General features: G+C 65.7%; 25 protein-coding genes and 5 pseudogenes. 18 read left to right on the forward strand and 12 right to left on the reverse strand.

All coding sequences use genetic code 11. The annotated features are described in order from the left end of the window. A pseudogene (locus tag AAHG09_RS27315) lies at positions 1-114 on the forward strand (IS5/IS1182 family transposase); the annotation flags it as partial. Positions 115-410: 296 nt separating this feature from the next. On the opposite strand, the gene AAHG09_RS27320 reads toward AAHG09_RS27315, so the two are convergent. Further along, positions 411-824, reverse strand: coding sequence for a hypothetical protein (locus tag AAHG09_RS27320; RefSeq protein ID WP_342110731.1), 414 nt, complete (start codon positions 822-824; stop codon positions 411-413). A 419-nt stretch (positions 825-1243) separates the two neighbouring features. Between AAHG09_RS27320 and AAHG09_RS27325 the strand changes: the two genes are divergently transcribed. From AAHG09_RS27325 to AAHG09_RS27340, 4 genes are read left to right on the forward strand one after another with little or no spacing between them, the layout of a single operon-like run. Then, positions 1244-2941, forward strand: a complete 1698-nt coding sequence (locus AAHG09_RS27325; RefSeq protein ID WP_342110733.1) for an AAA family ATPase — start codon at positions 1244-1246, stop codon at positions 2939-2941. Positions 2942-2964: 23 nt separating this feature from the next. Then, on the forward strand, positions 2965-3555 hold the full coding sequence (locus AAHG09_RS27330) for a hypothetical protein (protein ID WP_342110735.1): 591 nt from the start codon (positions 2965-2967) through the stop codon (positions 3553-3555). Further along, positions 3530-3895 carry a hypothetical protein gene (locus AAHG09_RS27335; protein ID WP_342110737.1) on the forward strand — a complete coding sequence of 122 codons (366 nt, stop codon included), beginning with the start codon at positions 3530-3532 and terminating at the stop codon, positions 3893-3895. Before AAHG09_RS27330 ends, AAHG09_RS27335 begins: the two co-directional genes overlap by 26 nt. Then, complete coding sequence (locus AAHG09_RS27340) at positions 3895-4227, forward strand: hypothetical protein (RefSeq protein WP_342110739.1); 333 nt, start codon at positions 3895-3897, stop codon at positions 4225-4227. Before AAHG09_RS27335 ends, AAHG09_RS27340 begins: the two co-directional genes overlap by 1 nt. Before the next feature lie 637 nt (positions 4228-4864). Here the strand turns inward: AAHG09_RS27340 and AAHG09_RS27345 are convergent. After that, positions 4865-5785: a Kiwa anti-phage protein KwaB-like domain-containing protein gene (locus AAHG09_RS27345; RefSeq protein ID WP_342110741.1), complete on the reverse strand. Its 921-nt coding sequence runs from the start codon at positions 5783-5785 to the stop codon at positions 4865-4867. Continuing rightward, entirely contained in the window at positions 5782-6390 is a 609-nt protein-coding gene (locus AAHG09_RS27350) for a hypothetical protein (protein ID WP_342110743.1), read from the reverse strand. The genes AAHG09_RS27345 and AAHG09_RS27350 overlap by 4 nt, the downstream gene beginning before the upstream one ends. Positions 6391-6795: 405 nt before the next feature. Between AAHG09_RS27350 and AAHG09_RS27355 the strand changes: the two genes are divergently transcribed. The 6 genes and pseudogenes from AAHG09_RS27355 (at position 6796) to AAHG09_RS27380 (ending at position 11889) form a co-directional block, all read left to right on the forward strand. Then, positions 6796-7800 (forward strand): ABC-three component system protein, encoded by a 1005-nt coding sequence (locus AAHG09_RS27355; RefSeq protein ID WP_342110745.1) that lies wholly within the window; start codon positions 6796-6798, stop codon positions 7798-7800. Beyond that, entirely contained in the window at positions 7797-8285 is a 489-nt protein-coding gene (locus AAHG09_RS27360) for an ABC-three component system middle component 2 (RefSeq protein WP_342110747.1), read from the forward strand. Before AAHG09_RS27355 ends, AAHG09_RS27360 begins: the two co-directional genes overlap by 4 nt. Before the next feature lie 134 nt (positions 8286-8419). Further along, complete coding sequence (locus AAHG09_RS27365; RefSeq protein WP_342110748.1) at positions 8420-10159, forward strand: hypothetical protein; 1740 nt, start codon at positions 8420-8422, stop codon at positions 10157-10159. Positions 10160-10740: 581 nt separating this feature from the next. Then, positions 10741-10986 (forward strand): hypothetical protein, encoded by a 246-nt coding sequence (locus AAHG09_RS27370; protein ID WP_342110750.1) that lies wholly within the window; start codon positions 10741-10743, stop codon positions 10984-10986. Between the two features lie 376 nt (positions 10987-11362). After that, positions 11363-11566: pseudogene (locus AAHG09_RS27375) on the forward strand (transposase); the annotation flags it as partial. Continuing rightward, the gene (locus AAHG09_RS27380; protein WP_342110752.1) at positions 11563-11889 is read left to right on the forward strand and encodes a hypothetical protein; all 327 of its coding nucleotides are present in this window, start codon (positions 11563-11565) and stop codon (positions 11887-11889) included. The pseudogene AAHG09_RS27375 and the gene AAHG09_RS27380, both read left to right, overlap by 4 nt. A 30-nt stretch (positions 11890-11919) precedes the next feature. Here the strand turns inward: AAHG09_RS27380 and AAHG09_RS27385 are convergent, their stop codons facing one another. Beyond that, positions 11920-12111, reverse strand: coding sequence for a hypothetical protein (locus AAHG09_RS27385; protein WP_342110754.1), 192 nt, complete (start codon positions 12109-12111; stop codon positions 11920-11922). Positions 12112-12320: 209 nt separating this feature from the next. Here AAHG09_RS27385 and AAHG09_RS27390 point away from each other — a divergent pair. Further along, positions 12321-12575, forward strand: a pseudogene (locus AAHG09_RS27390) (YihY/virulence factor BrkB family protein); the annotation flags it as partial. Between the two features lie 100 nt (positions 12576-12675). Here the strand turns inward: AAHG09_RS27390 and AAHG09_RS27395 are convergent. Beyond that, positions 12676-13767, reverse strand: a complete 1092-nt coding sequence (locus tag AAHG09_RS27395) for an AI-2E family transporter (protein WP_342110850.1) — start codon at positions 13765-13767, stop codon at positions 12676-12678. 805 nt (positions 13768-14572) lie between these two features. Between AAHG09_RS27395 and AAHG09_RS27400 the strand changes: the two genes are divergently transcribed. Further along, on the forward strand, positions 14573-15025 hold the full coding sequence (locus AAHG09_RS27400) for a hypothetical protein (RefSeq protein WP_342110756.1): 453 nt from the start codon (positions 14573-14575) through the stop codon (positions 15023-15025). Between the two features lie 16 nt (positions 15026-15041). Here AAHG09_RS27400 and AAHG09_RS27405 read toward each other — a convergent pair whose 3' ends face one another. From AAHG09_RS27405 to AAHG09_RS27425, 5 genes are all read right to left on the reverse strand, one after another. Further along, entirely contained in the window at positions 15042-16139 is a 1098-nt protein-coding gene (locus tag AAHG09_RS27405; RefSeq protein WP_342110758.1) for an NADH:flavin oxidoreductase, read from the reverse strand. Positions 16140-16222: 83 nt separating this feature from the next. Further along, complete coding sequence (locus AAHG09_RS27410; RefSeq protein WP_342110760.1) at positions 16223-16630, reverse strand: hypothetical protein; 408 nt, start codon at positions 16628-16630, stop codon at positions 16223-16225. A gap of 223 nt (positions 16631-16853) precedes the next feature. Then, positions 16854-17153, reverse strand: coding sequence for a DUF2171 domain-containing protein (locus AAHG09_RS27415; RefSeq protein WP_342110762.1), 300 nt, complete (start codon positions 17151-17153; stop codon positions 16854-16856). Positions 17154-17194: 41 nt separating this feature from the next. After that, positions 17195-17521, reverse strand: a complete 327-nt coding sequence (locus AAHG09_RS27420; RefSeq protein WP_342110764.1) for a hypothetical protein — start codon at positions 17519-17521, stop codon at positions 17195-17197. 236 nt (positions 17522-17757) lie between these two features. After that, positions 17758-17958 (reverse strand): hypothetical protein, encoded by a 201-nt coding sequence (locus tag AAHG09_RS27425; RefSeq protein WP_342110766.1) that lies wholly within the window; start codon positions 17956-17958, stop codon positions 17758-17760. A gap of 187 nt (positions 17959-18145) precedes the next feature. On the opposite strand from AAHG09_RS27425, the gene AAHG09_RS27430 reads away from it, so the two are divergent. Next, entirely contained in the window at positions 18146-18451 is a 306-nt protein-coding gene (locus AAHG09_RS27430; protein ID WP_342110768.1) for a hypothetical protein, read from the forward strand. Positions 18452-18490: 39 nt separating this feature from the next. Here the strand turns inward: AAHG09_RS27430 and AAHG09_RS27435 are convergent. Continuing rightward, a pseudogene (locus tag AAHG09_RS27435) lies at positions 18491-18694 on the reverse strand (LuxR C-terminal-related transcriptional regulator); the annotation flags it as partial. Between AAHG09_RS27435 and AAHG09_RS27440 the strand changes: the two are divergent. The 4 genes and pseudogenes from AAHG09_RS27440 (at position 18695) to AAHG09_RS27455 (ending at position 22322) form a co-directional block, all read left to right on the forward strand. Continuing rightward, entirely contained in the window at positions 18695-19435 is a 741-nt protein-coding gene (locus AAHG09_RS27440) for a response regulator (RefSeq protein WP_342110770.1), read from the forward strand. 35 nt (positions 19436-19470) lie between these two features. Then, positions 19471-19560: a hypothetical protein gene (locus tag AAHG09_RS27445; protein ID WP_342110772.1), complete on the forward strand. Its 90-nt coding sequence runs from the start codon at positions 19471-19473 to the stop codon at positions 19558-19560. 276 nt (positions 19561-19836) lie between these two features. Continuing rightward, positions 19837-21274, forward strand: a pseudogene (locus tag AAHG09_RS27450) (IS1182 family transposase). 409 nt (positions 21275-21683) lie between these two features. Beyond that, positions 21684-22322, forward strand: a complete 639-nt coding sequence (locus AAHG09_RS27455; protein WP_342110774.1) for a glutathione S-transferase family protein — start codon at positions 21684-21686, stop codon at positions 22320-22322. A 180-nt stretch (positions 22323-22502) separates the two neighbouring features. Here AAHG09_RS27455 and AAHG09_RS27460 read toward each other — a convergent pair whose 3' ends face one another. After that, complete coding sequence (locus AAHG09_RS27460; protein WP_342110776.1) at positions 22503-23201, reverse strand: glutathione S-transferase family protein; 699 nt, start codon at positions 23199-23201, stop codon at positions 22503-22505. Positions 23202-23328: the final 127 nt, after the last annotated feature.

The following is a 23328-nucleotide window of genomic DNA, read 5'->3' on the forward strand; positions in this document are numbered from 1 at the left end:
TTCAGCAAGATCAAGCACTTCCGCGCCGTCGCCACCCGCTACGACAAGGATCCCGATAACTTCCTGGCCAGCGTTAAGCTCGCAGCCCTGCGTGTCTGGTTGCGAGCTTTATGAGTCCACGACCTAGTGTGCGGGCCCTGCCCCAGGGCCTGGGACAGGATGCAGGCCAGCTCCCACTCGACCCAGGTCGCCGGCCAGCCGACCGGCGCGTCCATCGTCGTCAGGTGGATCTCCAGCTCGCGGAGCCGGAGGATGCGGCCGAGCGCGCGGACGTTGGCCGTCACGCCCGTGCAGGCGACCCGGAACCGGGCGTTGACCCGGCTCAGGCGCTCGTCGACCGTGCCGACCCGGTCCGCCTCCAGAGCGGCGCGCTCGGCCCGGACGATGGCCATGAGGGTGTCGGCCATGGCTCAGGCCCCCTTGCTGTACTTCATGCCGGGGAAGGCGCTGCAGAGGTGCTCCCTTACGCAGCCCAGTGCCTCCGAGCTTCCGTAGAGCTCGATGTGATGCCCCTCCGGGAAGATGAACTCGATCTTCTGCTTGGACCCCTCGCGAGAGAACCCAGCCTCGCGCAGCACGCAGAGGACTTCGTCGATGTCGATTAGGGTCGGGTCGCCGTGCCTTACCTCGCCGGCGCTCTTGCCTGCGTTCAGGGCGCGGACGACCACCTCATCGTCGGACAGGGCCCGCAGGGTGGCGATCGCGTGTTCCTTCAGGAAGGCCGCGTCGCGGTGGAGCTTGGCGACACGGAGGTCGAGCGCGGCCCGCTCCTCCGGGGACAGCGCGGCCATGACGCGCGCGACGTCGCTGATGTCGATGTGCATGGGGCACCTCCTGCCCCACAGGTTCCCACTCCCCGCGGATTCGCACAGAGGCGCCGGGGCCACACTATGCAGTGTTCCGACACGTCCGGACGTCTCAGGCGCCCCCGATCCACTGCAGAAGCCCAGAGCCCAGGCTATCTCCGCGTCCGAGTACGCTACACCCGCGCAACGAGCGGTCCCGGCCAGGGCGAAGGACGGATGTTATTTTCGAGTGACAACCACCGGCCCTGATCACTCGAAAATAACACGGCCCAGCGCCCAGGGATTTCTCAACCAAGACTTCAGCCGGCCGTTGCGGCCGGATTCCTCGTCTGACAGAATCCTCCCCATGAGCACGCTCCTGAAACCGAAACGCGCCCCCTCCGCCGCCTGAGCCTCCCGGCTCGGCGCCCCTGCGCGTCCGTTTCAGTGAGCCCCCCATGTCCAAGGTTTTCGAGAACGCCAAGGCGTCCGTACGCCAGCATCGCGCCCTGTTCGAGAAGGCGCGCTGGCCGAGCGACGAGCATCCCATCCCGTCGACCCTGGAGGTCCTGAGCGGCGCCGAGATGGTCGGCGGCGACGTCTACGCCGACGCCAAGGCCGTCCTGGGGCCGCTCGCGGACGAGGACTTCCCGCACAAGCTCCCGCCGAAGATCGCGCTGGGGATCCAGGGCGTGCTCGCCACGCCGACGACAGGGGCGATCCGGTGGCTTCAGGACGAGATCTCCGCCGCGATGTCTATGTGGGACGGCGCCAAGAGCGGCCCCAAGGTCCTGTCCGAGACCGCGCGCCTCCTGGAGGACCTCCACGACCGGTGTACCGTCTGGCTCGCGGCGATCGGCTCGGCCGATGCGAACAGGCGCGCCGCCATGCTGTGCGTCGAACATTTCGGACACCGCCCGATCTCCGGATACGTCGACGTCGTGACGTGGGGGCTCGCCCGGTCCGCGATCGACTACCTCGCGACGGCGGCCGCCCTCGACCGGTTCGACGAGGACGACGTCGACACGGGGGTCTACCTGCCCGAGTCGAGGCACGTCCAGATCGAGGCGAGCTCGCCCCTCATCCGCGGGTTCGCGCACGTCCTCGGGCTCGTCCAGGACGTGCTCGACGAGCCCCCGGCCCCGCCGGAGCCGCTGGTAGACGACCTTTCCGTGCTCGGGCTGCTGATCCAGGAGGACCGCGCCGAAGTCGCCCGGAACGCCGAGGCCAAGGCGCGAGAGGACGGGAAGACCTACAGCGACCCCGTCGACGCGCTGCCCGGCGTCCCGAGCGTGGTCGTCGTCAAGGACGTCAGTCACGTCAAGCGGGCGGGCAAGGGGGAGAACGACGCGGTCAAGGAAGCGGCCGCGATCGTGGGCGTGGCTCTGCCGCTGGTGACGCCGCCGGCGGACCTGACGGCGACGCGGGCCGAGCTGCTCGCCGACTGCCCCCACGGGCACGCCATCATCGACCGGCTGCTCCGGCCGCTCGCGGGCCAGGACGTCGTGCGCAACCCGCCGCTCCTCCTCGTCGGGGAGCCAGGCTGCGGGAAGACCAGGCTCGCCCGGCGGTACGGCGAGACCCTCGGCCTGAACCCGGCGCTCTACAGCATGGGCGGCGCCATGGATGCCATGACCGTGGCCGGGCTGGCGCGCGGCTGGTCGAGCGGCGGATTCAGCGCCCCCGTGCGCGAGCTGATCCGGACCAAGGTCGCCAACCCGCTCGTCGTGATGGACGAGGTCGATAAGATGGCCACGTCCAGGCAGAACGGCAACGCGGCCGACGCCCTGATCAACCAGCTCGGAGTGGAGACCGCTGCGAGATACAAGGATATCTACCTGCAGGCGGACGTGGACATCAGTCACGTCCAATGGATCCTCACCGCCAATACTCTGGACACCGTCCCGCGCCCACTGCTCGACCGCTGCCTGATCCTGCGCATGCCCGACCCGAGCCCGGAGCACCTGCGTCCGCTGGCGACCTCGATCCTGGCCGACGTCCGGGCCGACTGGGGCCTCGACGAGCGGTGGGTGCCCGCCTTCGACGGCGTGGAGTGGGAGGCCCTCGCGGAGCACTGGTGCGGGGGCAGCCTGCGCGCCCTGCGCCGCCTCGTCGAGGCCGTCCTCGATGCCCGCGAAGCCGGCCCCCGGCAGTGACCCCCGGAGCGATGGAGACCGACATGGAAGACGTGATCCACGCCCAGGCGATGGCCTACCTCACCGGCACCCTGGGCGACAACGCCGCCGGAATCCGCATCACGGGGATCGACACCGGCGGGCCCGGGCCACGGGTCCGATGGGAGATCCCCCGGCTGTCGCGGCCCCGCGTCTCGGACCGCGGAGAGATCTACCGGCACGGCGTCACGGACCTCATCAGCCGCATGATCGCCCTTCGCTGGGCGGGCGGCCAGGAGCACCGGGAGCCACCGCCCGAGAGCTACCTCGACCTGCACCGGGACTACCCCACGGTGTTCACGGACACGCTGGAGACGCCGGCGGGCTGGCACTGGATGCTGGAAGCCGCGGCGGAGGCGATCCTGGAGCAGGGCGTCCCCGAGGGGTCCAGGACCTGCCAAGTGAAGCAGAAGCTGGGGACTTTGCGCTGGTACGTCCGGGGCTCCACGCCCGAGAGCATGCTGCTGGTCATCAACTCCGCGGAGTGGCTGAGCGGCGCCGTCTGCGAGCACTGCGGCGCGCCGGGATCCGTGCGGCCCGGCGGGTGGATCCGCACGCTGTGCGACGACCATGCCGACCAGAAGCGACGGCGTTGAGGCCTACCGGAACCTGACGCGGCGGTCCTGGAGCGTCCGCGCCGGCGGCCGGGTCGTCGGGCACGTCCCGGCGATCGCGCTGGCCGGGGTGAGGCTCAGGGCCTCGGAGGCGGCCCGCCTGCGCTGCCTCCGGACCGGGTCCCGGGACGTCCACGCCTGGGCCCGGGGCCTCCCCCTGGTGGGCGTTCCGCGACCGCCCGGGGCCCTCCGGTTCTCATACCGCCTCGACCGCCCGGGATTCCGTCTCCCGGACGGCGCCCCCCTCACAAGCGCGGCCGCCGTCTGGCTCGAAGCTGACGGCAGCGCGTGGTGCCTCGCCCCCTGTTCGGAGTTCCCGTGATGCGTATCCTCACCCTCGCCGCCGCCCTCGCCGCCGCCGGCCCGCTCCCCGCCCCGGTGCTCCCTGCCCCGGGGATGTACTGCCCTTCCGGAGAGGACTACCGGCCGATTTTCGTGGGCCCTGGCCCGCGCGATATCTCCATCGACGGGATGGAATGCCACGACGTGCGCACGGTCCAGGGTAAGCTGCGCGCGACCTGCTTCACGAACAGCTTGACCGACACGGGCGGGACGTACCCCCTGGACGTCGAGGTCCTGCCGACGGGCGAGCTCTCGCGTTACGGCACGCTGTTCAGGCGGGTGCCCCGGCCCGGGATGTGCCCCGCGGGCTGACGTGCGCCCACCTGAGTACGGTGTGCGCCACCTGTGCGCCCTCCGTATACCCTTGCCTATACTTTCCTGAATACCGTTGCCTAAATAGGATTTTGCACCCGGTTGTAGCAATCGGCATATTTCAGGATTTGCGTTAACAGGGGTCAGAGGGGCTTCAGGACGGGCATCGAGGACGCGTCGTACCGGTCCATGATTGCAAGGACGCCGGGGCTGCTGCGCCGGTGGTAGAAAAGCGTCTTGGCTTCCGGGCGTCGTGGAGGATCGCCAAGCAGCACATGGCCGACGCTAGGCGGGACACCCCCGTCTGGTCGTTCGCCTCCTCGCCGACGCGCCAACGGCGGACACGGCGCTCCAGAGCCGCGACGTAGGCGTGGACTGCTAGACAAGCCTATCATTTGGCAGGGTCAAACCAAGCGACCCTTCTGATTTGCGCCATCAGCGGACCTTCAATTGCAACCACGCGAACACCCGCTTAGTGCTCAATAGCTGCCATTGAGGTGAAATGATCGCTCCGGCGGCCACATCTCGAAGGGAGATATGTGATCGCCTGGACGGAGCCGTCCGGCAATCGCCGGGCGTGGGCGCGACCGCTCCGTCCACCGCCGAATCATGTCGCGCCAACACCGGTGCAGGAAGCTTAGGCGACGGGTTCCGTGCTCGGCACATCGTAGAACTGTGAATCCAGCCTGGATTCGAGCCTGTGGTTGAGGAGGGCTTGGAAGATGTGGCGGCAGGTCTCCGGGGTAGGTACGATCCGCCCCTTGTCGTCAAAGGCAATAACAAGCCTCATGTTGCCATGCTCGGCCCTGAGCCGGTCCATGAAGCCGGCGTCCTTGTAGTGCCCCTTCGACTGGATCGCGATGGCCCGACGGAGATGGATCTTGTTCGATCCCACGAACGCCTCCAGCGGACCGAGCTCAGAGAAGATCGCGACGAACTCGGCTTCCTCTTTTAGGGCGGTGAACGCCTGCTGATGCCCGGCCTTGTACACCAGCACTGACTCGAAATTCGGCTTGCTCTTGATGAAGATCTGGTCCCCGAGCACGAAGAAGTCGAAGACGGGGTGGATGGTGAAGACAGGGTCCTCCTCCACGTCCAGCTCGTTGTCTGAGAAGACCGCCCGGATGAGGCCTGAGGCCTTCCGCGTCGACCAGCTCGCGTCGGTCCGGCTCACGGCCAGCAAGGTCAGGTCTTCCCGGACGAACTTGATGACGGTGAACTTGCTGTTGGCCAGGTCCTTGATGTTTCGCGCCTTCCGCCCGGGCGTGTCGTCCGCCACCGCGCCTGCGATCAGGTGAACGTACGTCTCGTCGGTCTCGATCGTAAGGGCACTGCCCTCGTTGTTCTGGGCCAGAACGTCGTACTCAATGGTTTCCGTGATGCCAGCGAGCGCGCCACCGACCGCCTCCCTGAGCCTGGCGGCGAGATCCTCGGTGATGCCGACCCAACGCCCCGTGAACCTCGGCCTGCCGTCCTGGCCGGACGAGGTCTTGAACACCCATACCGTGACGTCCGCACCCGCCAGATCGAAACCCTTCAGGTCCGGAAGCGTGGTCATCGACTGGCGTCATCCTCGTTGTCCTGGACGACCATCACGTCCTGGAGGTGACCCTGAAGGTAGGTACGGTCAGGCTCGATATCGACCTTAGACAGCATGCGACCCACGAAAATCGCCGTCGCGCCATGATGGACGTACTTCACCTCAAACAGCTTCCAGCCGAATGCCGCGAGAACGGGATTGAGGACGATCTGGCCGGACCTGTAGGTGATCCAGAAGATCCAGCCCAGGAACACCGCAAAGCCGATGAGCTTGGTGCCCTGCTCAAAGTCCAGGCTGATGAACGAAACGACGTACGGTATGACGTAGTTGATCAGGTCCGCCGGTATATGCTTGCTCTCGGTCACCTTCACGCGCTGTGCGGTCCGCAGGACGCGGAGCGCGAGAAAGGTGGCCAGCATGCCGACCGCGCAGACGGCGACCGCCGCCAGGGAAAAGAGCGGGTTCTTGAGCGGGCTCGCGCACCCGAGCGCGACCATCGACCCGACCGGGCAGATGCCGCGCTTCACGACCTCGATGTCTAGGTCCTGCGCGAGCAGAATCAGGCTGAGGGGCAGGTAGGACCCCAGGTAGATGGCCGCCGCGAAGAGGATCCTGAGCTGCATGGCTGCGGGGTTCCGATCACACACACCTGCCGGAAGCCGTCGTGACCGCCCATGCCGTTGAAGTGCCACGGGATCATGACGGCCGAACCGCGCCGCGGCTAGCGGAAGGGGGGCGTCTCGCCTTGGACCCGGGCCCGAATACCCTCGCGCGGCTTCGACACGGCACTTGATACGACTGTTCCTGATATGTTCGTATATGGGATCAAGCCGGCGCGAAACGAGGGCATGCGGGATTGGTGCGGGTTCGCGAAGTCTGCGTCGGGCAGCTCCGTTCCCTCATATCAAGGGCGGCGGCCAGCCTGGCGATGCTTGGCCGTTAAGGTCCGACGGGCTATCTTCCGCGACGGGTCCTGCCCATCGCACGCCGGACTTCCCTCCAGCCATCGCATCGCCAGGATAGGTTGCGTGACCAGCGTCGCCATACGCCTGAAGGAACTGGAGGAGGACGAGCTTGAGGAGTTCATCGAACTCTGGTGCGACCGCGTCGGCTCCGGCTACGTGTCCGTTGAACGGATTGGGAAAGCCAACGACAAGGGCCGCGACGTCATCGGCTTCCTAACCCAGGCCAAACATGAGGGCCCCTGGCACCTCTATCAGTGCAAGCGAAAGACGCGCGGCAGCGCCCTCGGCGTACCGGAGGCGCTCGGCGAACTCGGGAAGGTCTTCCATCACCATTCCGAGGGCGCCTACCGCACGATGCCCGAGAAGCACGTCTTCGTCGCGCCGCGGGGCGTGACGGGGCCACTGCAAGACCTGACCTTCAACCCGTCGGACCTCAAGGCCGCGCTGATCGCGAAGTGGGATGACCATTGCGCCGGGTACATCACCCAGCGCCGTAGGATCGCGCTTACCCCCGAACTGAGGGCACTGATCGAGGGCTACGACTTCGGCAATGTCAGCCATCTCGGCGCGACCGGCCTGGCTAAGCATCCCGCCTCCTTGAAGGCGCTGACCCAGGTCCTCGGCCTGGCGCCGGGAGACGCTCCGGTCGGCACGGCGCCGGCAACCCTCCAGGCCGAAGAGATGGCGTACATCGACCAACTGCGCCAAGTGTACGGCGAGGCGAGGGGAACTCCGTTCGCCACCGCTGACGACGTGCTCGCCGACGGGATGCACGGCGACCATCTGCGCGAGCAGCGCAACCGGTTCTTCGACGCCACCTCGTTCAGGCTCTTCCATCGCGACAACACGTCGGTCGAGGCGCTCGTGGAATTCGAGGCCGAGGTCCACCATGGTGTCGTCGACGTATACAGGCTGCCGTACGAGAGCCGCCTCGAACGGGTCGGAGCCGTCATGCGCCATGCCTCGACGATGACCTGCGCCATCAAGGGTAAACTCGCCCGCATCCCGGTCCGCCAAGGCATGTGCCACCACCTCGCCAACGAAGGGCTGATGAAGTGGACTCCGTGAGCGTCGATTCGTTCGGGCGCCTTTTCAACTCGCCCTTGGAGGCCGGGATACGGGCGGTCATCGTCCTGGAACACCTGCGCCCGGAGAGGGTCGACCTCGCCGAGATGGTGCTGCTCGACCACGTCGTCGTCCACACCGCGGACGTGGGCGGCCCGCCGAGCCTTCATCCGGACGTGCCCGGGCGGAAAGGCGAGCTCCTCGTCCGCCGGCGCCTCGTGGAGAGCAGCCTCGAATTGATGCGCCGCTGCCACCTGGTGCGCCAGGAAAGCGGGCCGGACGGGATCTTCTACCGCGCCTCGGATGAGGCCGCCTCCTACGTCGAGCTGTTAGAGACACCGTACTCGGAGCATCTCAAGGCGTGCGCGTCGTGGATCGCCCGCGAGGTGCGCGCGCAGGACAAGGACGCCTTCAAGGCGCGGGTCCGCGAGTACATCGGCGACTGGAGCGAGGCGTTCGGCGTCGGCGTCGGTACGAGCCCAGCCTGACCATGCCCGATCCCGCCCGCTTCGTCCTGCGGCGGCTCTCCTTTACGGGGCCGCGCGTTCCCCTCGCCGACATTGGGTTCGTCCCGGGCGTGAACGTCGTTTGGGGCGCGTCCAACGCCGGGAAGACGTTCATCATGAAGGCGCTCGACTTCATGACGGGCGCCGGATCAGCCCTTCCCGACATCGAGCAGATCCAAGGTTACGAACGGGCATGGCTCGAACTCGACCTGCCGGTGAGCGGGCGGGTTACGCTGGTCCGGGCGCTGAGCGGCGGGGCGTACGGCATCTACGAGGGCACGAAGGAGCCCGGCGCCGATATCGTCGAGCCCAACCGGACGCTTGGTGCCGATCACCGGAGCAAGGGCGAGAACATCTCCTCCTTCCTCCTGGCCGAGCTCGGCGTCGTCGACCGGAAGATCGCCCGCACCCTGATCGGCGAGAAGAACCCTTTCACCTTCCGCCACTTCGCACCCTACGTCTTCACCGAAGAGACGAACATGATGGGCGAGTGGAGCCCCATCCGGATCTCGGCGCAGAGCGGCGAGACCTTCGACAAGAACGTCCTGAAGTTCATCGTCACCGGCCTCGACGACAGCGCGATGCAGACGACACGGAGCGTCGACGCGCAGAAGACGGCGAACCTCGGCAAGATCGAGCTCATCGACGACATGATCACAACGGCCGAGGAGGAACTGGAACGGCGCTGGCCGGACAGCGCCGACCTCGAAGGCCAGTTGGAGCGCATATCGACGACGGTCGAAGGCCTCCAGCAGGCGATGACCGAGCGTCAGGCGCTGCTTGACGGGATGCGCCGTGAGCGGCGCTCGAAGGTCGAAGCCGCCAACGAGGCGATGGAGCGGCGGTCGGACATCTCTGTCACCCTCGACAGGTTCGCGCTCCTCGACGCCGTTTATGACAGCGACGTCACGCGGCTTGAGGCGCTTGAGGAGGGCGGGGCTGCCCTTCTGGCCGGCGCGCGACGAATTTGTCCGGTCTGCGGGGCCGATCCGGCCCACCAGCAGCACGAGCACGGGTTCGGGGAAATCGAGGTCACGCAGGCTGCCACCCGCGCCGAGATCGCGAAGATCCGTCTCGAACGCTCGGACCTGCGCAAGGCTATGGCCTCGCTTGAAGCCGAGCGGGAAGGGCTGCACCGTCGCGGCGAGCGCCTCGTCTCGGAGGTCGAGGCGCTCGAAGCCGACATCGCTGAGGCGAAGCCGGCGGAGGCCTCCAGCCGCCTAGCCTACGAGGAACTCGACCGAACCCGCCACGAAGTTCGCAAGGGCATCGCCCACCTTCGGTACGTCGAGGGACTTCGGGCCAGGCGCGCTAGGCTCGCGGCCTTCCGGCCCACGTCGGTACCGAGGGGGTCGGTCACCGCGGGCATTGGCGGGGTCGTCGGCCACGAGTTGGCCTCGACGATCCAGTCGGTCCTGCACGCTTGGTACTTCCCGGGCCTGCCCACGGTGGCGTTCGACCCGGGCACGCACGACATCCTCATCAACGGCAAGAACCGTCGCGCGAACGGCAAGGGCGTGCGTGCTCTCATGAACGCCGCCTTCAAGATCGGCGTAATGCTTTATTGCCGGTCGAAGGCGCTGCCGCACCCCGGCATCGTCGCCCTGGACAGTCCCTTGCTCAGCTACCGCGACTCGCTTTCGCGGCACGGCGCGCCCGGCGCGGATGAGAAGCAAGTCGCCGAGAGTGGCCTCAACGCGCACTTCTACCGGTTCCTGCTCGACAACGCGGACAAGGCTCAGTTCGTGGTCATTGAGAACGACGCCCCGCCCTTCGACCTTGGCGACGCAGCCAGGGTGACGACGTTCGTCGGCAGCGAGGGCTCGGGAGGCCGGAGGGGCTTCTTCCCGGCCTAGCCCGCGCGCAGCGGAGGCATCGTTGTCGGGTGCCTATTTGTCGCCCCGCCTCCTTCACGAGCTTCGCAGCCTTGGGGGCGACGATGCGGTCGTTCGCATGGGTGCCCTTTCCGCGCCGTCATGCCGTCACATCGCAAACGACGCCCACGTCTGACGATTGACACCAATGGTAGAGGGAAGTCTTACCTTCTACCCTTGAAGCAAGCAATTTCGGCCCGGGGCTTCGCCGCGGTATGCGGTCCGCTGCCCGGCTCGGTGACACGCGACCTCCGCTCATCACTGTGGCGCGATTTCGCAATCGCCGGTGTCGTGCTGGCGCTGAAGTCACCGACGGCTTCCCAGATCACAGGCGCGGAGATCCTGCGATGGGTCATGTTCGCGACCGCCGTGCTGCTCTCACGCCCGCCTGGCTGCGCTACCACCTGCTGCGCAGGGCGGAGGCTGGGGGAGGCGTCGCCGAGGTCGGGGGCCGCTTCACTTTGGTCGAAACCGTCCCGCCCGCGCCGCCGGCCATCGAGGCTCCGGGGACGGGAGATCCCGTCCCCCCGATGCTGTCGGGAGCCCGCTTTTAGAAGCTCTTCGTGGCGGAGGTGCACGACCTGCTGCTGGAGGCCGGCCCGCTCTCCGTGGACGACACCCTGAACAGGCTCCCACCCGGTTGGGGCGAGGCCACGCGTTGGTACGGCAAGGCCGGCGAGAAGAGGACCATCTGCCCCGGCAAGCTCCGGGAGAAAGTCAACGGTGATACCTTCGATGTCGGGATGATGCGAGCCTCCGCAACGGCCGACAGGCAGGCTCGCTACCCGGCCTCTGCTACCGGTCGCTAGTATGTCCGAACCTGCTGACGTCATGGCCGCCGCTTTCGGGGCCGCTTTACTTCCCGAGCGGACATTCGACTGGGCGGGGCGGAAGGCCCGCAACGGGTCAACCGCGGAAATGGACTGCCGCCTAGAAGCGGACGTTCTGCAATGCGCCCATCTCGGCCATTCAGCCGCCTTCTGCCGCTGCTCCGAAGCGGACATCGGCTCCGGCCAATTCACATGTCAGGCTTGCGCCAAAAACAGTCCGTCACGCGAGAGCGGTAAAGAGGCCGATGCTGGTAAAACGAGCGGACCTTGCCGCAGGCCAGCTGACTCCAGCTTTTACACCGACACCGATTTTTGGCTCTGCCTCTCCGACCATAACCACCTGCGCATTACCCGCAGGCGAACCCCCCGCCATGCCGGCTATGGCATGAGCCAGAAGATCCGCAAGCGCAGCGAGGAGGGCTTTGGCTGGATCAAGACGGCGAGTGGCCAGCGGAAAACCCGCTTCAGAGGCCGCGACAAGGTCGGATGGGCCTTCGCCTTCACCGCGGCGTGCTACAACCTCGTCCGCCTGCCCAAGCTGCTCGGAGCTTCGGCGTGAGCGTCCTGGGCAAGTGGCGGATCGTCGAGCTGCCCGGCTACGCGGACTACTATGCCGACATGGTCGAGCCGGCCTACATCCTCTTCGAGGCTACTGGCGGCGAGTTTGCCTTCGGATGCGTCACCGGGACGTTTGCTGGTGGCGGCAATCACGCAGCCGTTGAGTTCGACTGCTCCGGGAACGACGAGATGGACGAGGCCCGCGGCTCCGGATGGGCCGAGATCCAGGCCGACGGCTTGCTTCGGGGCGCAATCGGCATCCACGCCGCCGATAAACTCCCCTTCAGCGCTCACCGCTGGCCGAGTTCTTCTACAGCCTGTTAGGGCGCCTGCAGTAACCTGCTTGGGCGGGCGCTAAACAGCCAAAGCTCCACGCAGACGCAACGCTTCCGGTAGCCGCTGCGTTCGCCGAACGCGCGCCGACGCCCGCAGGAAAGTCAGGAAGTTTTCCGCCTCTTCAAGGCTCATGCCGCATGCCACAGGGTCGTGACCCTGCACAACCATGTGGGTACCGTCGCCAGCAAGCTTCACGCTGATTTTCGGCATCCAGCTTCTCCCTATAGAAGCTTCGAGGGCGCTCTGGTTTGACCGGGCTCCTCACAAACACAACCGGCCTGCCGGCATCCGGTTCGCAAGCGCGACAGATACTGCCGTCAGACAAAGTGGTTGTGCGATGAGGACCATGTGCGTGCAACTCCGCAGATCCATGCGATGGTCACGATCGTGAAGATCGGGGCCGACCAGCGCGCCATGCGCTGTGGCTGATCGTGTCAGCCCTGTTCTCTTGGTATGTGGCACACTTTGGCAGCTACAATGACACCTACGGATCGCTCGGCGCGATCGTCGGCTTCATGACTTGGATCTGGCTGTCGACGACGGTCGTGCTGCTTGGCGCAGAGCTGAACGCCGAGATGGAGAACCAGACCGCCCGCGACGCCACGGTCGGCGGCCAGAAGCTCCTCGTCGCCCTGCAGGCTAGCAAGGCCGACACTGTCGCAGCGTCGCCATAGTATCGACCCCAGTCAGACCTGCCAGGCCTCTGGATTGAAGCCACGGGAATCTAAATTTATAAGAGTGCTGCTGTTCGCTACCGTCATCTGCGTAGGCCCGTCAGCACCGACCCTCTCTATCGACAACTGCCGCTCCAGGCGTTGTCCAGTCCCGCCAAATTGCGTAGAGCGCCGCCATCACGACCGGCCCAGCAAAAAGGCCGACAAGCCCGAAGGTTTCGAGGCCACCCAGGATCCCGATCAGGGTCCAGACCAGCGGCAGCCGCGCGGCTCCTCCGATGACGGCCGGCTGAACGAAGTTGTCGCCAGCCAGCATGACGGTGGCTCCCCAACCGAACACGCCGGCCGCACCAAACCATGCGTCATGCTGGATCGCGAGAATCAAGGCCGCGGCCGTGAATGCAAACCAGGCTCCGAAGGGCAGCATCGCAAACGTGACGGTGAGCAGCGTGAAAAGCCCAGCCTGCGGTAGCCCGGCAACCCAGTAACCAACGCCGATCAGCAATCCCTCTCCGATGGCGACCAACACCGTACCGTTCACAACGCCTCTGATCGCAAGGGCCACTTTCTCGAACAGCCGCTCGCCGGGTTTCCCCAACAACTCCTCAGCAAGGCAGAGCATGCGCGTCCCGACCCTATCCCCGTCCCGGAGGAGCGCGAAAAGCGTCAGAAAGGTGACAAAGGCCAGGAGCGCGCGATAGGCGATCTCCCCGCCGAAGCTGCGCATCCAAGCCGCCCACGCTTCGAAGTTCACGTCGGTGAATAGCGCCCGCAGTCCTGCTGGGTTGCTGACGTGAGAGCGCCACCAGCGATCCGCGTGCTCGCCCAAAATGGGGAGGCGCGTCAGCCAGCTCGGCACCTCGATGCCACCTTGCTGGGCGCGACTGATCCATCCGAGAACGGCCTGTCCTTCCCGGCCGAGCTCGGCAGTGGCCAGCACCAACGGCGTCACCAGCACGGCCGCACACAAGAGGGTGGCCACAGCGGGGACGAGCCGTTCGCGCGATGTCTTGGTTCGCGGTGCCCGCCGGTAAAGGGGCCAGATCGCAACGGCGATGATAATCGCCCAGGCAACCGCGGCCAAGTATGAGCGCGCCGTCCAAAGCGCGATGAGAAGCACAACTCCGCCGAAACACGCCCTGCGCCTGCGGCGAGATGGGTCCCCCGTTAAGGGACGCTCGATTGGGTGCATCTGCGCCTGAACGTCCAAGATCTCACCCCTGAAGCCTGAGTGAACGGCCCTGACCGCCGAAGGCCGGCGCGGTCCAGCATGCGGACCCGGTGATCAGACTTTGGCGCTCGAGTTCTGATTGCGCTTGTTGGCGTGGGTAATCGGCCCCTTGGAGGCCTTCGAGCCGCCGCCCCATTGCTGCGCCTTCCGGATCTGGTCGCCTCCGACGTGATCAGGGCTTACGCCCTTGTCGCTTCCGCTCGCCCGCTTGCCGGATGTGTCGTCCGAACTGGATGCCAGCGGATCTCGCCTTTTTACGTCGCGATGTTTCCGCGCATGTCCCCGCGCTCAGGGGGCGGAGACGCTTCGCCGGGCGGAGTGTAGGCTCGGCCCTCCCAGGGGTCCGACCTCTGCTTTTCGGTATATCGGGCCGGATCGACGGGCGTCTATAAGGTTTTGCCCTTAGGACTGACCCAGGTGCCGGGTGGGCGTCAGAGTGCTCAAAGGCGGTCATCGGTGCGGGAGCGCGACGATGCTCCGATGATCACACGCTCACACAACGCAAATCTCTCGGCTTGGTGTCGTGGTGCTCTACTTACCAGCCGGCGTCGACGCAGCCGTCTCCGGCACACATCCGTAGACGCGGACCATGGTGCCTCCGACAAAAGCGTCTGCGCCAGGGAAAATGATTGGTCTCAAGCTGACCGTGAAGCGAAACTTCGCCGGAGGAGTTCGTGTTTTACAGGGGGCGGGAACAGGCCATCCTGCCTTTAGCCGATCAAGTCATGCCACGTGTCGCGACGGAAAGATTTAGGCTAGGTGTACGATGACAGATGCCGGAGACACTGATCGCGGGCGCAGGAGTGAGCAGGAGGATATTGCGGAACGGGAAGATTTTCTTAATTATAATTATCGCGAGCCAATCGAGTTGGCGAAGCAATCGATCGGCATAATCAGCGGCATACTCTTGTTTTCAGTAAATTTTTCTGACAAGCTTGGAGGTATACAAAACTCTCCATCATCTTATAAATATGTTTTGCTTGCATCGTGGGCATTTTTGCTGTTATCCATTACGATGTGCGGTGTGTCGATGGCGCTCAGTTGGAATTCTGCGCGTCACATGCTCTGGGGACAGAATGAAAAGCGGCCGCCCCGGAAGTCGAGACAGCTAAGCAGATTCGCCGCCAATTCCTTGACGAGCGCGGGGATCTTCTTCGTCCTGGGGCTGGCGCTGATGATCGCGGGCGGCTTCATGTCGTCGGTCGTTCGGCCCGCATGATCGCAAGCCCCGATCCTCAGGTGAGCGTGGCGAGTGCTTCGCGGGTAAAATCCTTCAGCTGCTCGTGCCGTCCCTCGCGGATCTTGCTCACCCAATGCGGGTCGGACAGCATGGCCCGGCCGACGGCCACGAGGTCGAAGTCGCCGCGCGTGAGACGGCGGATGAGTTCGTCAAGCGGATCGGGACGCGAACTCTCGCCCTGGAAGGCGGCGATGAACTCGCCCGAGAGACCGACCGAGCCGACCGTGATCGAGGGCCTCCCCGTCAGTTTCTTCGCCCAACCTGCGAAGTTGAGGTCTGAGCCTTCGAACTCCGGCTGCCAGAAACGCCGCTGCGAGCAGTGGAAGATATCGACGCCCGCTTCGGCAAACGGGTTGAGCCACGCAGCCATCTCGTCGGGTGTCCGGGCGAGCTTCACCGCGAAATCTTGCTGCTTCCACTGCGAGAGACGCAGGATTACGGCGAAGTCCTCGCCGACCGCAGAGCGAACCGCGCGCACGACTTCGATGGCGAAGCGACTCCGCTCGGGCAAGGTCGCGCCGCCGTAGCGGTCCTGGCGCCTGTTCACGCCGGCCCAGAAGAACTGATCGATGAGGTAGCCGTGCGCGCCGTGGATCTCGACCGCGTCGAAGCCCAGCCGCTTGGTCTCCGCGGCGGCACGGCCGAACGCCGCGATCGTATCGGCTATGTCGCTCTCGGACATCGCGACGCCGCCGGCCTCGCCGGGGACGACGAACCCGGACGGGCCTTCCATGGGAGCGGGCGGTCTCCATCCCGACGCGTGAGGCGCCACGATACCCATGTGCCAGATCTGCGGCGCCATCGCGCCTCCGGTGGCATGCACGTCGTCGATGACGTGCTTCCATCCGGCGAGCGCCTGCTCGCCATAGAAATGAGGGATGGCAGGATCGTTCGACGATGCTGGCCGGTCGATGACGGTGCCTTCCGAGATGATGAGCCCTACCTCGGGGGCACGTCGCCGGTAATAGCTGGCCACTTCGGGTGTCGGAACGCCACCGGGAGAGAACGAGCGCGTCATCGGCGCCATGACGATCCGATTCTTCAGCCGGAGCGACTTGTACGCGAAGGGGCGGAACAAGGTGTCGAGGTTCATGGCACGCTCCAGGATCAGCGCGTCCGTCCCGGACGATCATCCGGGGCGGAAAACCGTTGCGCGGCACGGCTCGAAGCGGGCCGCTACTCGGCCGCAGTCGGACTTTCGCCCGGCGTGGTCGGGGTCTGCGCCGCCTCGATCCCGCTGCGCTGACGGTGTGAGCGCTTGCCGGCGGGATTGGACTCGCCCCCGGCTGCACCCGGTTGCGGCTCCAGCACCACCGTCTGCTGGCTTCCGTCCCAGCGGGCCAGAACGCGGTCTCCCTCGTGCACGGTGTCGGCCAACTTCGCGCGGGCCAGCAACGTCTCCAGCTCCGTGCGGATTAGGCGCCGCAACTCGCGCGCGCCGAACTCTGGACGGAACCCCGCCGCCGCGAGATGGTCGACGAGGCTCTGGTCCGTGACGAGCTCGACACCCTGCCCCTGTGCCGTGCGTCGGACACGCTCCAGCTGCATGCTGACCACCTGAGCCCGTATGGTGGCCGGCCGCACCCCACAGATGTGGCCGGCCGCACCCCACAGATATCGTAGATTCCGTCGCTCATGCTGGGCTCCCTGAATTTTGGGCTGGAGCTTGATGGATCAGCCAGGATCTGATCCGCTTCGCCGGGCAGCGCTGGCAGATCGGGCGTGGTCCGGCTCGGCGTGGACCGTCAGCATCCTTGAAGACCTCGAGGGCACGTCCGTGCCGGCAAAACTCCGCGCGACGCCGGCTTCAGATCGCGCGCTCAAGGTGGTGGCGCTTCGCGTAGGGCTCGCTCGCCCAAAGGCGTTTTGCCTCGTCGAATGTCCGGTTCAGTGTGACCCGGTCATCCACGGCAGCGATCCAATCCGGGGTGACGTATTGGTGCTGGTTTCGAGGCTTCTGGTCGACACGAGAGATCTTGAGGTGACCACCTTCGACCTTGTCGACAGTTCCAATCCGAGTTCCGTCGCTATCGACGACCGACATGTCCCTGTTGATCAGAGCGAGCAGTGGACGACCTCCCGCGCTATCCTGTCCTTTCATCGACATATTTTACTCTCCAGTTGTATGAACGATTGCTTGCGTTGAGATCAGAACTGGTTGCTCAACAGCGCCTCGTATCCACGCGGGGTCAGTTCAACCGTGTCTGCGTCCGGCGTGGCGACATACCCGATGCGCGCGAGTTCCGAGACCGCCACCGCAACGGCGGGGTCGGTCCCGAACCGTTCATCCAGCGTCGTGATGCGCAGGCGTGCCCCGGGCAGCCGATGCGTACTGCGCAAGTATGTCAGGATCTCACGTGCAATTTCTGACTGCATCGATAGCGCCTCCGGATATTCATTCAGACTGTTCGCGAGATCAAATCTCGAATAGAAATCCAATGCCGCGGAAGACGCCCCTTTAATTTCGGTGTGCACTTCCGCGACACTGGTGCTCCTAGCAAGGCGACCGATGTAATCGGGATTATCTATCTCCGGGTAGAGGAAGGTTGTGATGATCCGCTGTCGAGCCTGTCGCTAGCCAAGAGGCCGTTCGGCTCTGTGCTTGCCCCTGACTTGCACCCGGACCGGCCTCATGAAGCCGTCTAGGGGCCGGCCTTTGCGGCCCTGATGCATGTGCCCCGGCGCAGGTCACCGATCGTGAGAGGCGCCGCCTATGCGGAGCGGGCGCTGCGCGCCGAGATGAGCCGCGAGGGCCAGCAACCCAGGATCACCACCGTCCGCAGCCCGGCTCCCACTACAGGCCACGTCGCCTGTTGGCCGGGCCCGATCGCCTCGCGCCGCATCAGGTCAGCCAGCCGCGCCCGCGTCGCATGCGGTGTCTTGTCGAACGCATCCAGGCCATTCGCACCCATGCTGCGCCTCCCTGCCTTCGCGTCGAAGTCAGATGGGGTTCTCGCCCCGCCGCGGCATCCGGATCGATCCTAAGTGAGATGCCGGACGGGCAAGTCGTTCAGGGCCTTGACCTAGGAGTCATCCGAATTGCGGGCTGCAGCACCATGCTCAATTCGGGGACAACGCGACATCTGCGGAGGGTATGACATGGACGGATCCCACGCTTCTTTCACGCCCGAAGACCTTGGTGCCTGTGCGGCGGCCGCAATGGCCAAGATTCGGATCTCCTTAAGCCGCCTGACGCCCGCCGAGCGCGCCGCCTTCTGGCATGCCGTGGATCTCCTCTACGGCGCACCTTCCGGATCTCCGATGAGCATGACCGAGTCTCGGCCGATCCAGTACGGCGTCGCGCAGGGTCTCCAAACCCTGCTTCCGCCTGTATGGGAGCATGCTCGCGACGCTGAGGGCTTTACCAGCGTGCCGGAGGTGCAGGCTTACGGCACGACAGGCTGATCTCGCGACCCGGTTCTCTCCCAGGTGCCGGGCTGCGACCTAGTCGCCGTCGTGATCGGCGGGATGCACGCCGGCCGTCGTCGCGATCCTGACGGCCTCAGGCTAGGTGTGTGCGCCGAGCACCTCCATGACCCGGGCCCGGTGAACCTCCACCGTGCGCGGGCTGAGGCCCAGCGTCCGGGCGATGGTTTTGTTAGTGCCGCCCGCGAGCAAACCCTCCAGTATCTCGCGCGCGTCTGGGGCATGGCCGTCGAAGACAGGCTGGACCTCGCGGGTTGGCTCGCCAGCGTCCACCCGGAGGACCGCGACGCCGCCAAGCAGGCGCTGGCGCGCGTGAGCGGTGGCGAGACATTCGTATTGAAATATCGCATCTTGCGCGCCTCGGATGACGCAGTGCGCCGCATACGGGACACCTTCTTCCCAATCCCGGGCATTGACGGGCACATCCGGTCCGCGGGCGGGATCGCACAGGACGTCACCATCGACACTGGCCTGCGCGCCTACGTGGTCGCGGTCGGTGACGATGCCCGGCGCGTCCTCGTCGGTGCCCTGCAGGCCGGCGGGTACGAGGTGGGAGCCTTTGGGAGCGGTCAGGCCCTACTCAAGATGGTGGGTTCGCTGCTGCCGGGCTGCGTCGTACTCGATCTGAGGGAAGACGGTGGCTTGGTTGTCGCAAGCGAGCTGAAGGCGGCACGCTCGCACCTGCCTGTGGTCGTGGTCGGAGCGAGCGGGGGCGATGTCGGCTTCGGGGTCCGCGCCATGAAGGCAGGAGCGTTCGATTTCCTCGAAGCGCCCTGGACGGTGGAAGCACTGCTGTTCGCGGTGAGAACGGCGCTCGCCGAGATCCACGCCGCCGCCGATCAGGCGCTCGGGCGCGACGCGGCTCGCGCGCGGATTGCGGCGCTCTCCGTTCGTGAACGCGAGGTGCTGGAGGGCTTGCTTGCGGGAGGGACCAACAAGACCATCGCCCGGACGCTGGCTTAAGCCCGCGCACGGTAGAGGTTCACCGGGCCCGCGTCATGGAGATGCTCGGCGCTCACACCTTGCCCGAAGCTGTGCTGATCGCGACGGCGGGCGGCGTGCTTCCCGCCAGTCACGACGGCGACTAGGGCACGCAGTCCGGCGCCTAGGTAATAGGCGGGCCGCCACGCGCCCTACGACTGCCGGTGAACGTCAGAGGTAACCGCGGTGGACGCTGAAGCCGAACGTCAGCTTTCAGGCAGCAGCCCGATGACGGTTCACCACCCCGAGCTGAAGTTGCCGGACGGCTAACGAACGTCCGCTTCGCGGGAACGCCGACAGCGCTTCCGATGACTGAGTTGGGTCGGGGCTGTGTCGAAAGTCCCTTCCGAGATAGACTTGCGGCCTCATCTGCGGAGGCCAGCATGGGTCGGTTCGTCGAAGGGCAGGACCGTCGGCAGTCCTGGTTGCTGCCCAGTTCGCTGGATGACTACGTCACCGCCGACAATCCGGTTCGGGTGATCGAGGTCTTCATCGACGAACTCGATCTGGGCGCGCTTGGCTTCACCCGCTCCGAGCCCGCGGCGACCGGGCGGCCTGCCTATGACCCGGCCACGCTTCTGAAGCTCTACCTCTACGGCTATCTCAACCGCGTGCCGTCGAGCCGGCGACTTGAGCGTGAGGCACAGCGCAACATCGAGGTGATGGGGCTGACCGGTCGCTTGGCTCCCGATCACAAGACGATCGCCAACTTCAGACGCGACAACGGGCCTGCGATCCGGGCGGCCTGCCGGCAGTTCGTGGTGCTGTGCCGGGATCTGCGGCTCTTCGCCGGGGCGACCGTCGCCGTGGACGGGTCGAAGTTCAAGGCGGTCAACAACCGGGACCGTAACTACACCGTGGCCAAGGTCGCCAAGCGCCTGGAACAGGTGGAGGCCAGCATCGCCCGCTACCTCGCGGCGCTCGACCGGGCGGATAGGGAGGGCAGCGACGTACCCGAGGCACGCACGCAGCGCATCGGCGAGAAGATCACCGCCCTACGCCGCCAGATGGCCTTCCTGCGCGCGATGGAGGCGCAGGTAGAGGCCGCAGACGACGGACAGGTCTCGCTGACCGACCCGGACGCGCGCTCGATGGCGACGAGCGGGCGAGGCACCGGCATCGTCGGCTACACTGTCCAGATCGCCGTCGACCCTGAGCATCATCTCGTCGTGGCCCATGAGGTCGTCAACGAGGGTCACGACCACACCCAGCTCGTGCCGATGGGCGATCGGGCCAAGCAAGCGACCGACGCGGGGGAGATCGTGGTCTTGGCCGATCGCGGCTACTACAGCGGCGACGAGGTTCTGGCCCGCGAAGGCACGGGCATCCTGCCGGCCATGCCACGGGCCGGCACGTCGGGTCGAGCCAAGAAGGGGCTCTTCGTGCGCGCCGACTTCGTCTACGACGCCGCGGCCGATCACTACGTCTGTCCCGCCGGCGCTGTGCTGCCGAAGTCTAACGCGCTCCGATCGACACGGCGACATCGACCACTACCGCAACCTGGACGCCTGTCATGGCTGCGCGATGCGGGTGCGCTGTACGACCAAAAAGTTCAAACGCTTCAAGCGCTGGAAGCACGAGGCGGTTCTGGAGGCCATGCAGAGACGGCTTGATGCCATGCCGGACGCCATGGCGATCCGGCGCGCCACGGTCGAGCATGTCTTCGGAACGCTGAAAGCCTGGATGGGCAGCACGCCCTTCCTGACGAAGGGCCTGAAAGGCGCGCGAACCGAGATGAGCCTCGCGATCCTCGCCTACAACATGAAGCGGATGATCCGCCTGTTCGGCGCAACCTGGCTCGTCCAGGCCATTCGAGCCTGAGGCGGCCCACCGCGGCGCCGTCATCATCCTGCCAAGCGACGCTGACGACCACGATCAATGCGTTTTGACACAGCCTCAGTCGGAAGCCGCGCGACCGCTTTTACGCGCCACCAGCTCCGAAGCAGCCATTCCGCTTACGGCCAGACTACGCCATGCCAGGTCGCCGGTGAGCGCAAAACCAGACATTCGCCTTGGCGCCCATTCCGGCGGTCCAATGCGTGCGAGAAGCGGCCGGGAAGCGGACGCTGGTAGACAGCATGGCAGTTACCGGACCGCCGTATCGACGCCGGAACCTGATCGCGGCTCTCTCGCTTTCCTGACCTGTTGCAGCTCGACTGAACCGCATGGGGCAGGAACACCGCCCGACAGTGCCGCTACGTCCCCAATCATCCAGGACAAGCAACGGACAATGAAGTTCTTCTGGGGTCCCCATACCTGCGCGATCGGCATCCACATCTTGCTGGAGGAGATCGGCATCCCCTACGACAGTGTGAAAATGGATGTGGCCGGAGGCGAGACCGGACGGGAACCATTCACGGCGATCAATCCGAAGGGGAAGGTCCCGACCCTCGTGCGCGACGATGGGACGGTCATGACCGAGTATGGCGCCATCGCCACGTGGCTGGCGCGCACGAACCCCGACAAGGGGCTAATACCCGCTGACCCCGAGGCCGAGCGCCAGGGCATCGAGATCATGGACTACGCTGTCGGCACGCTGCATCTGCAGGGGTTCGGGCGCCTGTTCAAGACGGCGAACTACGAGCCCCAGGACATCCTCCACCATACGCTCAAGCTCGGGCAAGCTTCGGTGAAGGAACAGGGGCGTGCAATCATCGACGCGGCTCTGACCATCCTCGATCGGCAAATGGCCGGGAGGGCCTACGTGGCGGGCGAGACCCTCACGATCGGCGATACCGCGCTATTCTACGCGACGCGTTGGGCACCGCAGGAGGGTATCGCGCTCCCACCTCACCTTGCCAAACATTACGAGCGGATGGTCGCGCGCCCTGCCGTGGAGCGGGTTCGTGCGATCTGGGGGGAGACATAACCGGACGGGGGGCCACCGATCCCCGCAAGACCAGGAGTGATCGCGATCACACGCGCTCTTTGGTGTGAGCGACTACGCCTGCCGACCACCCATGTTGGGTTCGGCCTCACGTTCTTGGATTCGCCATTTGAGCTTGGCGGCCCGGCGCAAGACGGACCCTTGCGCCGGTTCATGCGCCAATCAGGCTGGCCGATATTCACTCAATTCCTCAAGGCCGCCGCCGTCCGCATAGGCGAGGCGGAAGCTTGGGCGCGCCTTCCAGCGCTGCCAGAACCGGTCGATCTGCTCGTAACGCTCATCCAGCGGGGTCGCGACAGGACCGAACTTTGAGAACGCGATCGCCGTGCACAGCGTGATGTCGGCGAAGGTTGGGTGCTCGCCGCCGAGGATCCAATCTCGCCCGTCCGACAGGTGTCGGTCGACGAGCCCGGTATGAGAGAGCGCCTCCTTACGGCAATGCTCGCCCCATTGCGGGTTGCTAGTCAGTTCCAGCTTCGGCCCCAGGCCCTGGTGGACCACGTGGAACAGCGTCGTGAGCCGGTACAGGATCTGCACCCAGATCCGGTCGTTCCACATCACGTCCTGTGCCTGCTCCAATGCGCCTTCGCCCAGGATTTTGCGGCCCGGGAAGCTCTCGTCGAGATAGCGCGCGATTGCGACGCTCTCGGCCAGATAACCGCCACCCGGCAGTTCAAGGGTCGGGGTCTCGCCCCACGGATTGCGCTTGAGATGTCGCCAGCCGCGCTGCTCACCGCCCGGTGCCATGTCGAGCACACGTTCCTCGACATGCTGCGCAATACCCTTCTCGTGCATCAGCAGGCGCACCCGCTGCGGGTTCGGGAAGGCTGACGGCGAGGTGTAGAGGGTAAGCTTGTCCATAAATCCTCAGCAGAGCGTGCTTTCGACGTCACGGCAGGTAGGGTTGGTTCTAAGCGGCAACAGAGGGACGCAGACGTTGGCTTCATGCCTGCTCCCCAACCTGCCGAACGTGCCGAACGTGCCGGAG

Source organism: Methylobacterium guangdongense (genome assembly GCF_038442355.1).
Lineage (GTDB): Bacteria > Pseudomonadota > Alphaproteobacteria > Rhizobiales > Beijerinckiaceae > Methylobacterium > Methylobacterium guangdongense.

Excerpts from the sequence above, each read along its gene's own strand:
- AAHG09_RS27320 (WP_342110731.1), bottom strand. The coding sequence starts at position 824 with ATGCACATCGACATCAGCGACGTCGCGCGCGTCATGGCCGCGCTGTCC.
- AAHG09_RS27330 (WP_342110735.1), top strand. The coding sequence starts at position 2,965 with ATGGAAGACGTGATCCACGCCCAGGCGATGGCCTACCTCACCGGCACC.
- AAHG09_RS27455 (WP_342110774.1), top strand. The coding sequence starts at position 21,684 with ATGAAGTTCTTCTGGGGTCCCCATACCTGCGCGATCGGCATCCACATC.
- AAHG09_RS27365 (WP_342110748.1), top strand. The coding sequence starts at position 8,420 with ATGAAGGCGCTCGACTTCATGACGGGCGCCGGATCAGCCCTTCCCGAC.
- AAHG09_RS27405 (WP_342110758.1), bottom strand. The coding sequence starts at position 16,139 with ATGAACCTCGACACCTTGTTCCGCCCCTTCGCGTACAAGTCGCTCCGG.
- AAHG09_RS27425 (WP_342110766.1), bottom strand. The coding sequence starts at position 17,958 with ATGGGTGCGAATGGCCTGGATGCGTTCGACAAGACACCGCATGCGACG.
- AAHG09_RS27340 (WP_342110739.1), top strand. The coding sequence starts at position 3,895 with ATGCGTATCCTCACCCTCGCCGCCGCCCTCGCCGCCGCCGGCCCGCTC.
- AAHG09_RS27400 (WP_342110756.1), top strand. The coding sequence starts at position 14,573 with ATGACAGATGCCGGAGACACTGATCGCGGGCGCAGGAGTGAGCAGGAG.
- AAHG09_RS27415 (WP_342110762.1), bottom strand. The coding sequence starts at position 17,153 with ATGTCGATGAAAGGACAGGATAGCGCGGGAGGTCGTCCACTGCTCGCT.
- AAHG09_RS27325 (WP_342110733.1), top strand. The coding sequence starts at position 1,244 with ATGTCCAAGGTTTTCGAGAACGCCAAGGCGTCCGTACGCCAGCATCGC.
- AAHG09_RS27460 (WP_342110776.1), bottom strand. The coding sequence starts at position 23,201 with ATGGACAAGCTTACCCTCTACACCTCGCCGTCAGCCTTCCCGAACCCG.
- AAHG09_RS27440 (WP_342110770.1), top strand. The coding sequence starts at position 18,695 with ATGGCCGTCGAAGACAGGCTGGACCTCGCGGGTTGGCTCGCCAGCGTC.
- AAHG09_RS27345 (WP_342110741.1), bottom strand. The coding sequence starts at position 5,785 with ATGACCACGCTTCCGGACCTGAAGGGTTTCGATCTGGCGGGTGCGGAC.
- AAHG09_RS27445 (WP_342110772.1), top strand. The coding sequence starts at position 19,471 with ATGGAGATGCTCGGCGCTCACACCTTGCCCGAAGCTGTGCTGATCGCG.
- AAHG09_RS27385 (WP_342110754.1), bottom strand. The coding sequence starts at position 12,111 with ATGCCGAAAATCAGCGTGAAGCTTGCTGGCGACGGTACCCACATGGTT.
- AAHG09_RS27395 (WP_342110850.1), bottom strand. The coding sequence starts at position 13,767 with ATGCACCCAATCGAGCGTCCCTTAACGGGGGACCCATCTCGCCGCAGG.
- AAHG09_RS27430 (WP_342110768.1), top strand. The coding sequence starts at position 18,146 with ATGGACGGATCCCACGCTTCTTTCACGCCCGAAGACCTTGGTGCCTGT.
- AAHG09_RS27335 (WP_342110737.1), top strand. The coding sequence starts at position 3,530 with ATGCCGACCAGAAGCGACGGCGTTGAGGCCTACCGGAACCTGACGCGG.
- AAHG09_RS27350 (WP_342110743.1), bottom strand. The coding sequence starts at position 6,390 with ATGCAGCTCAGGATCCTCTTCGCGGCGGCCATCTACCTGGGGTCCTAC.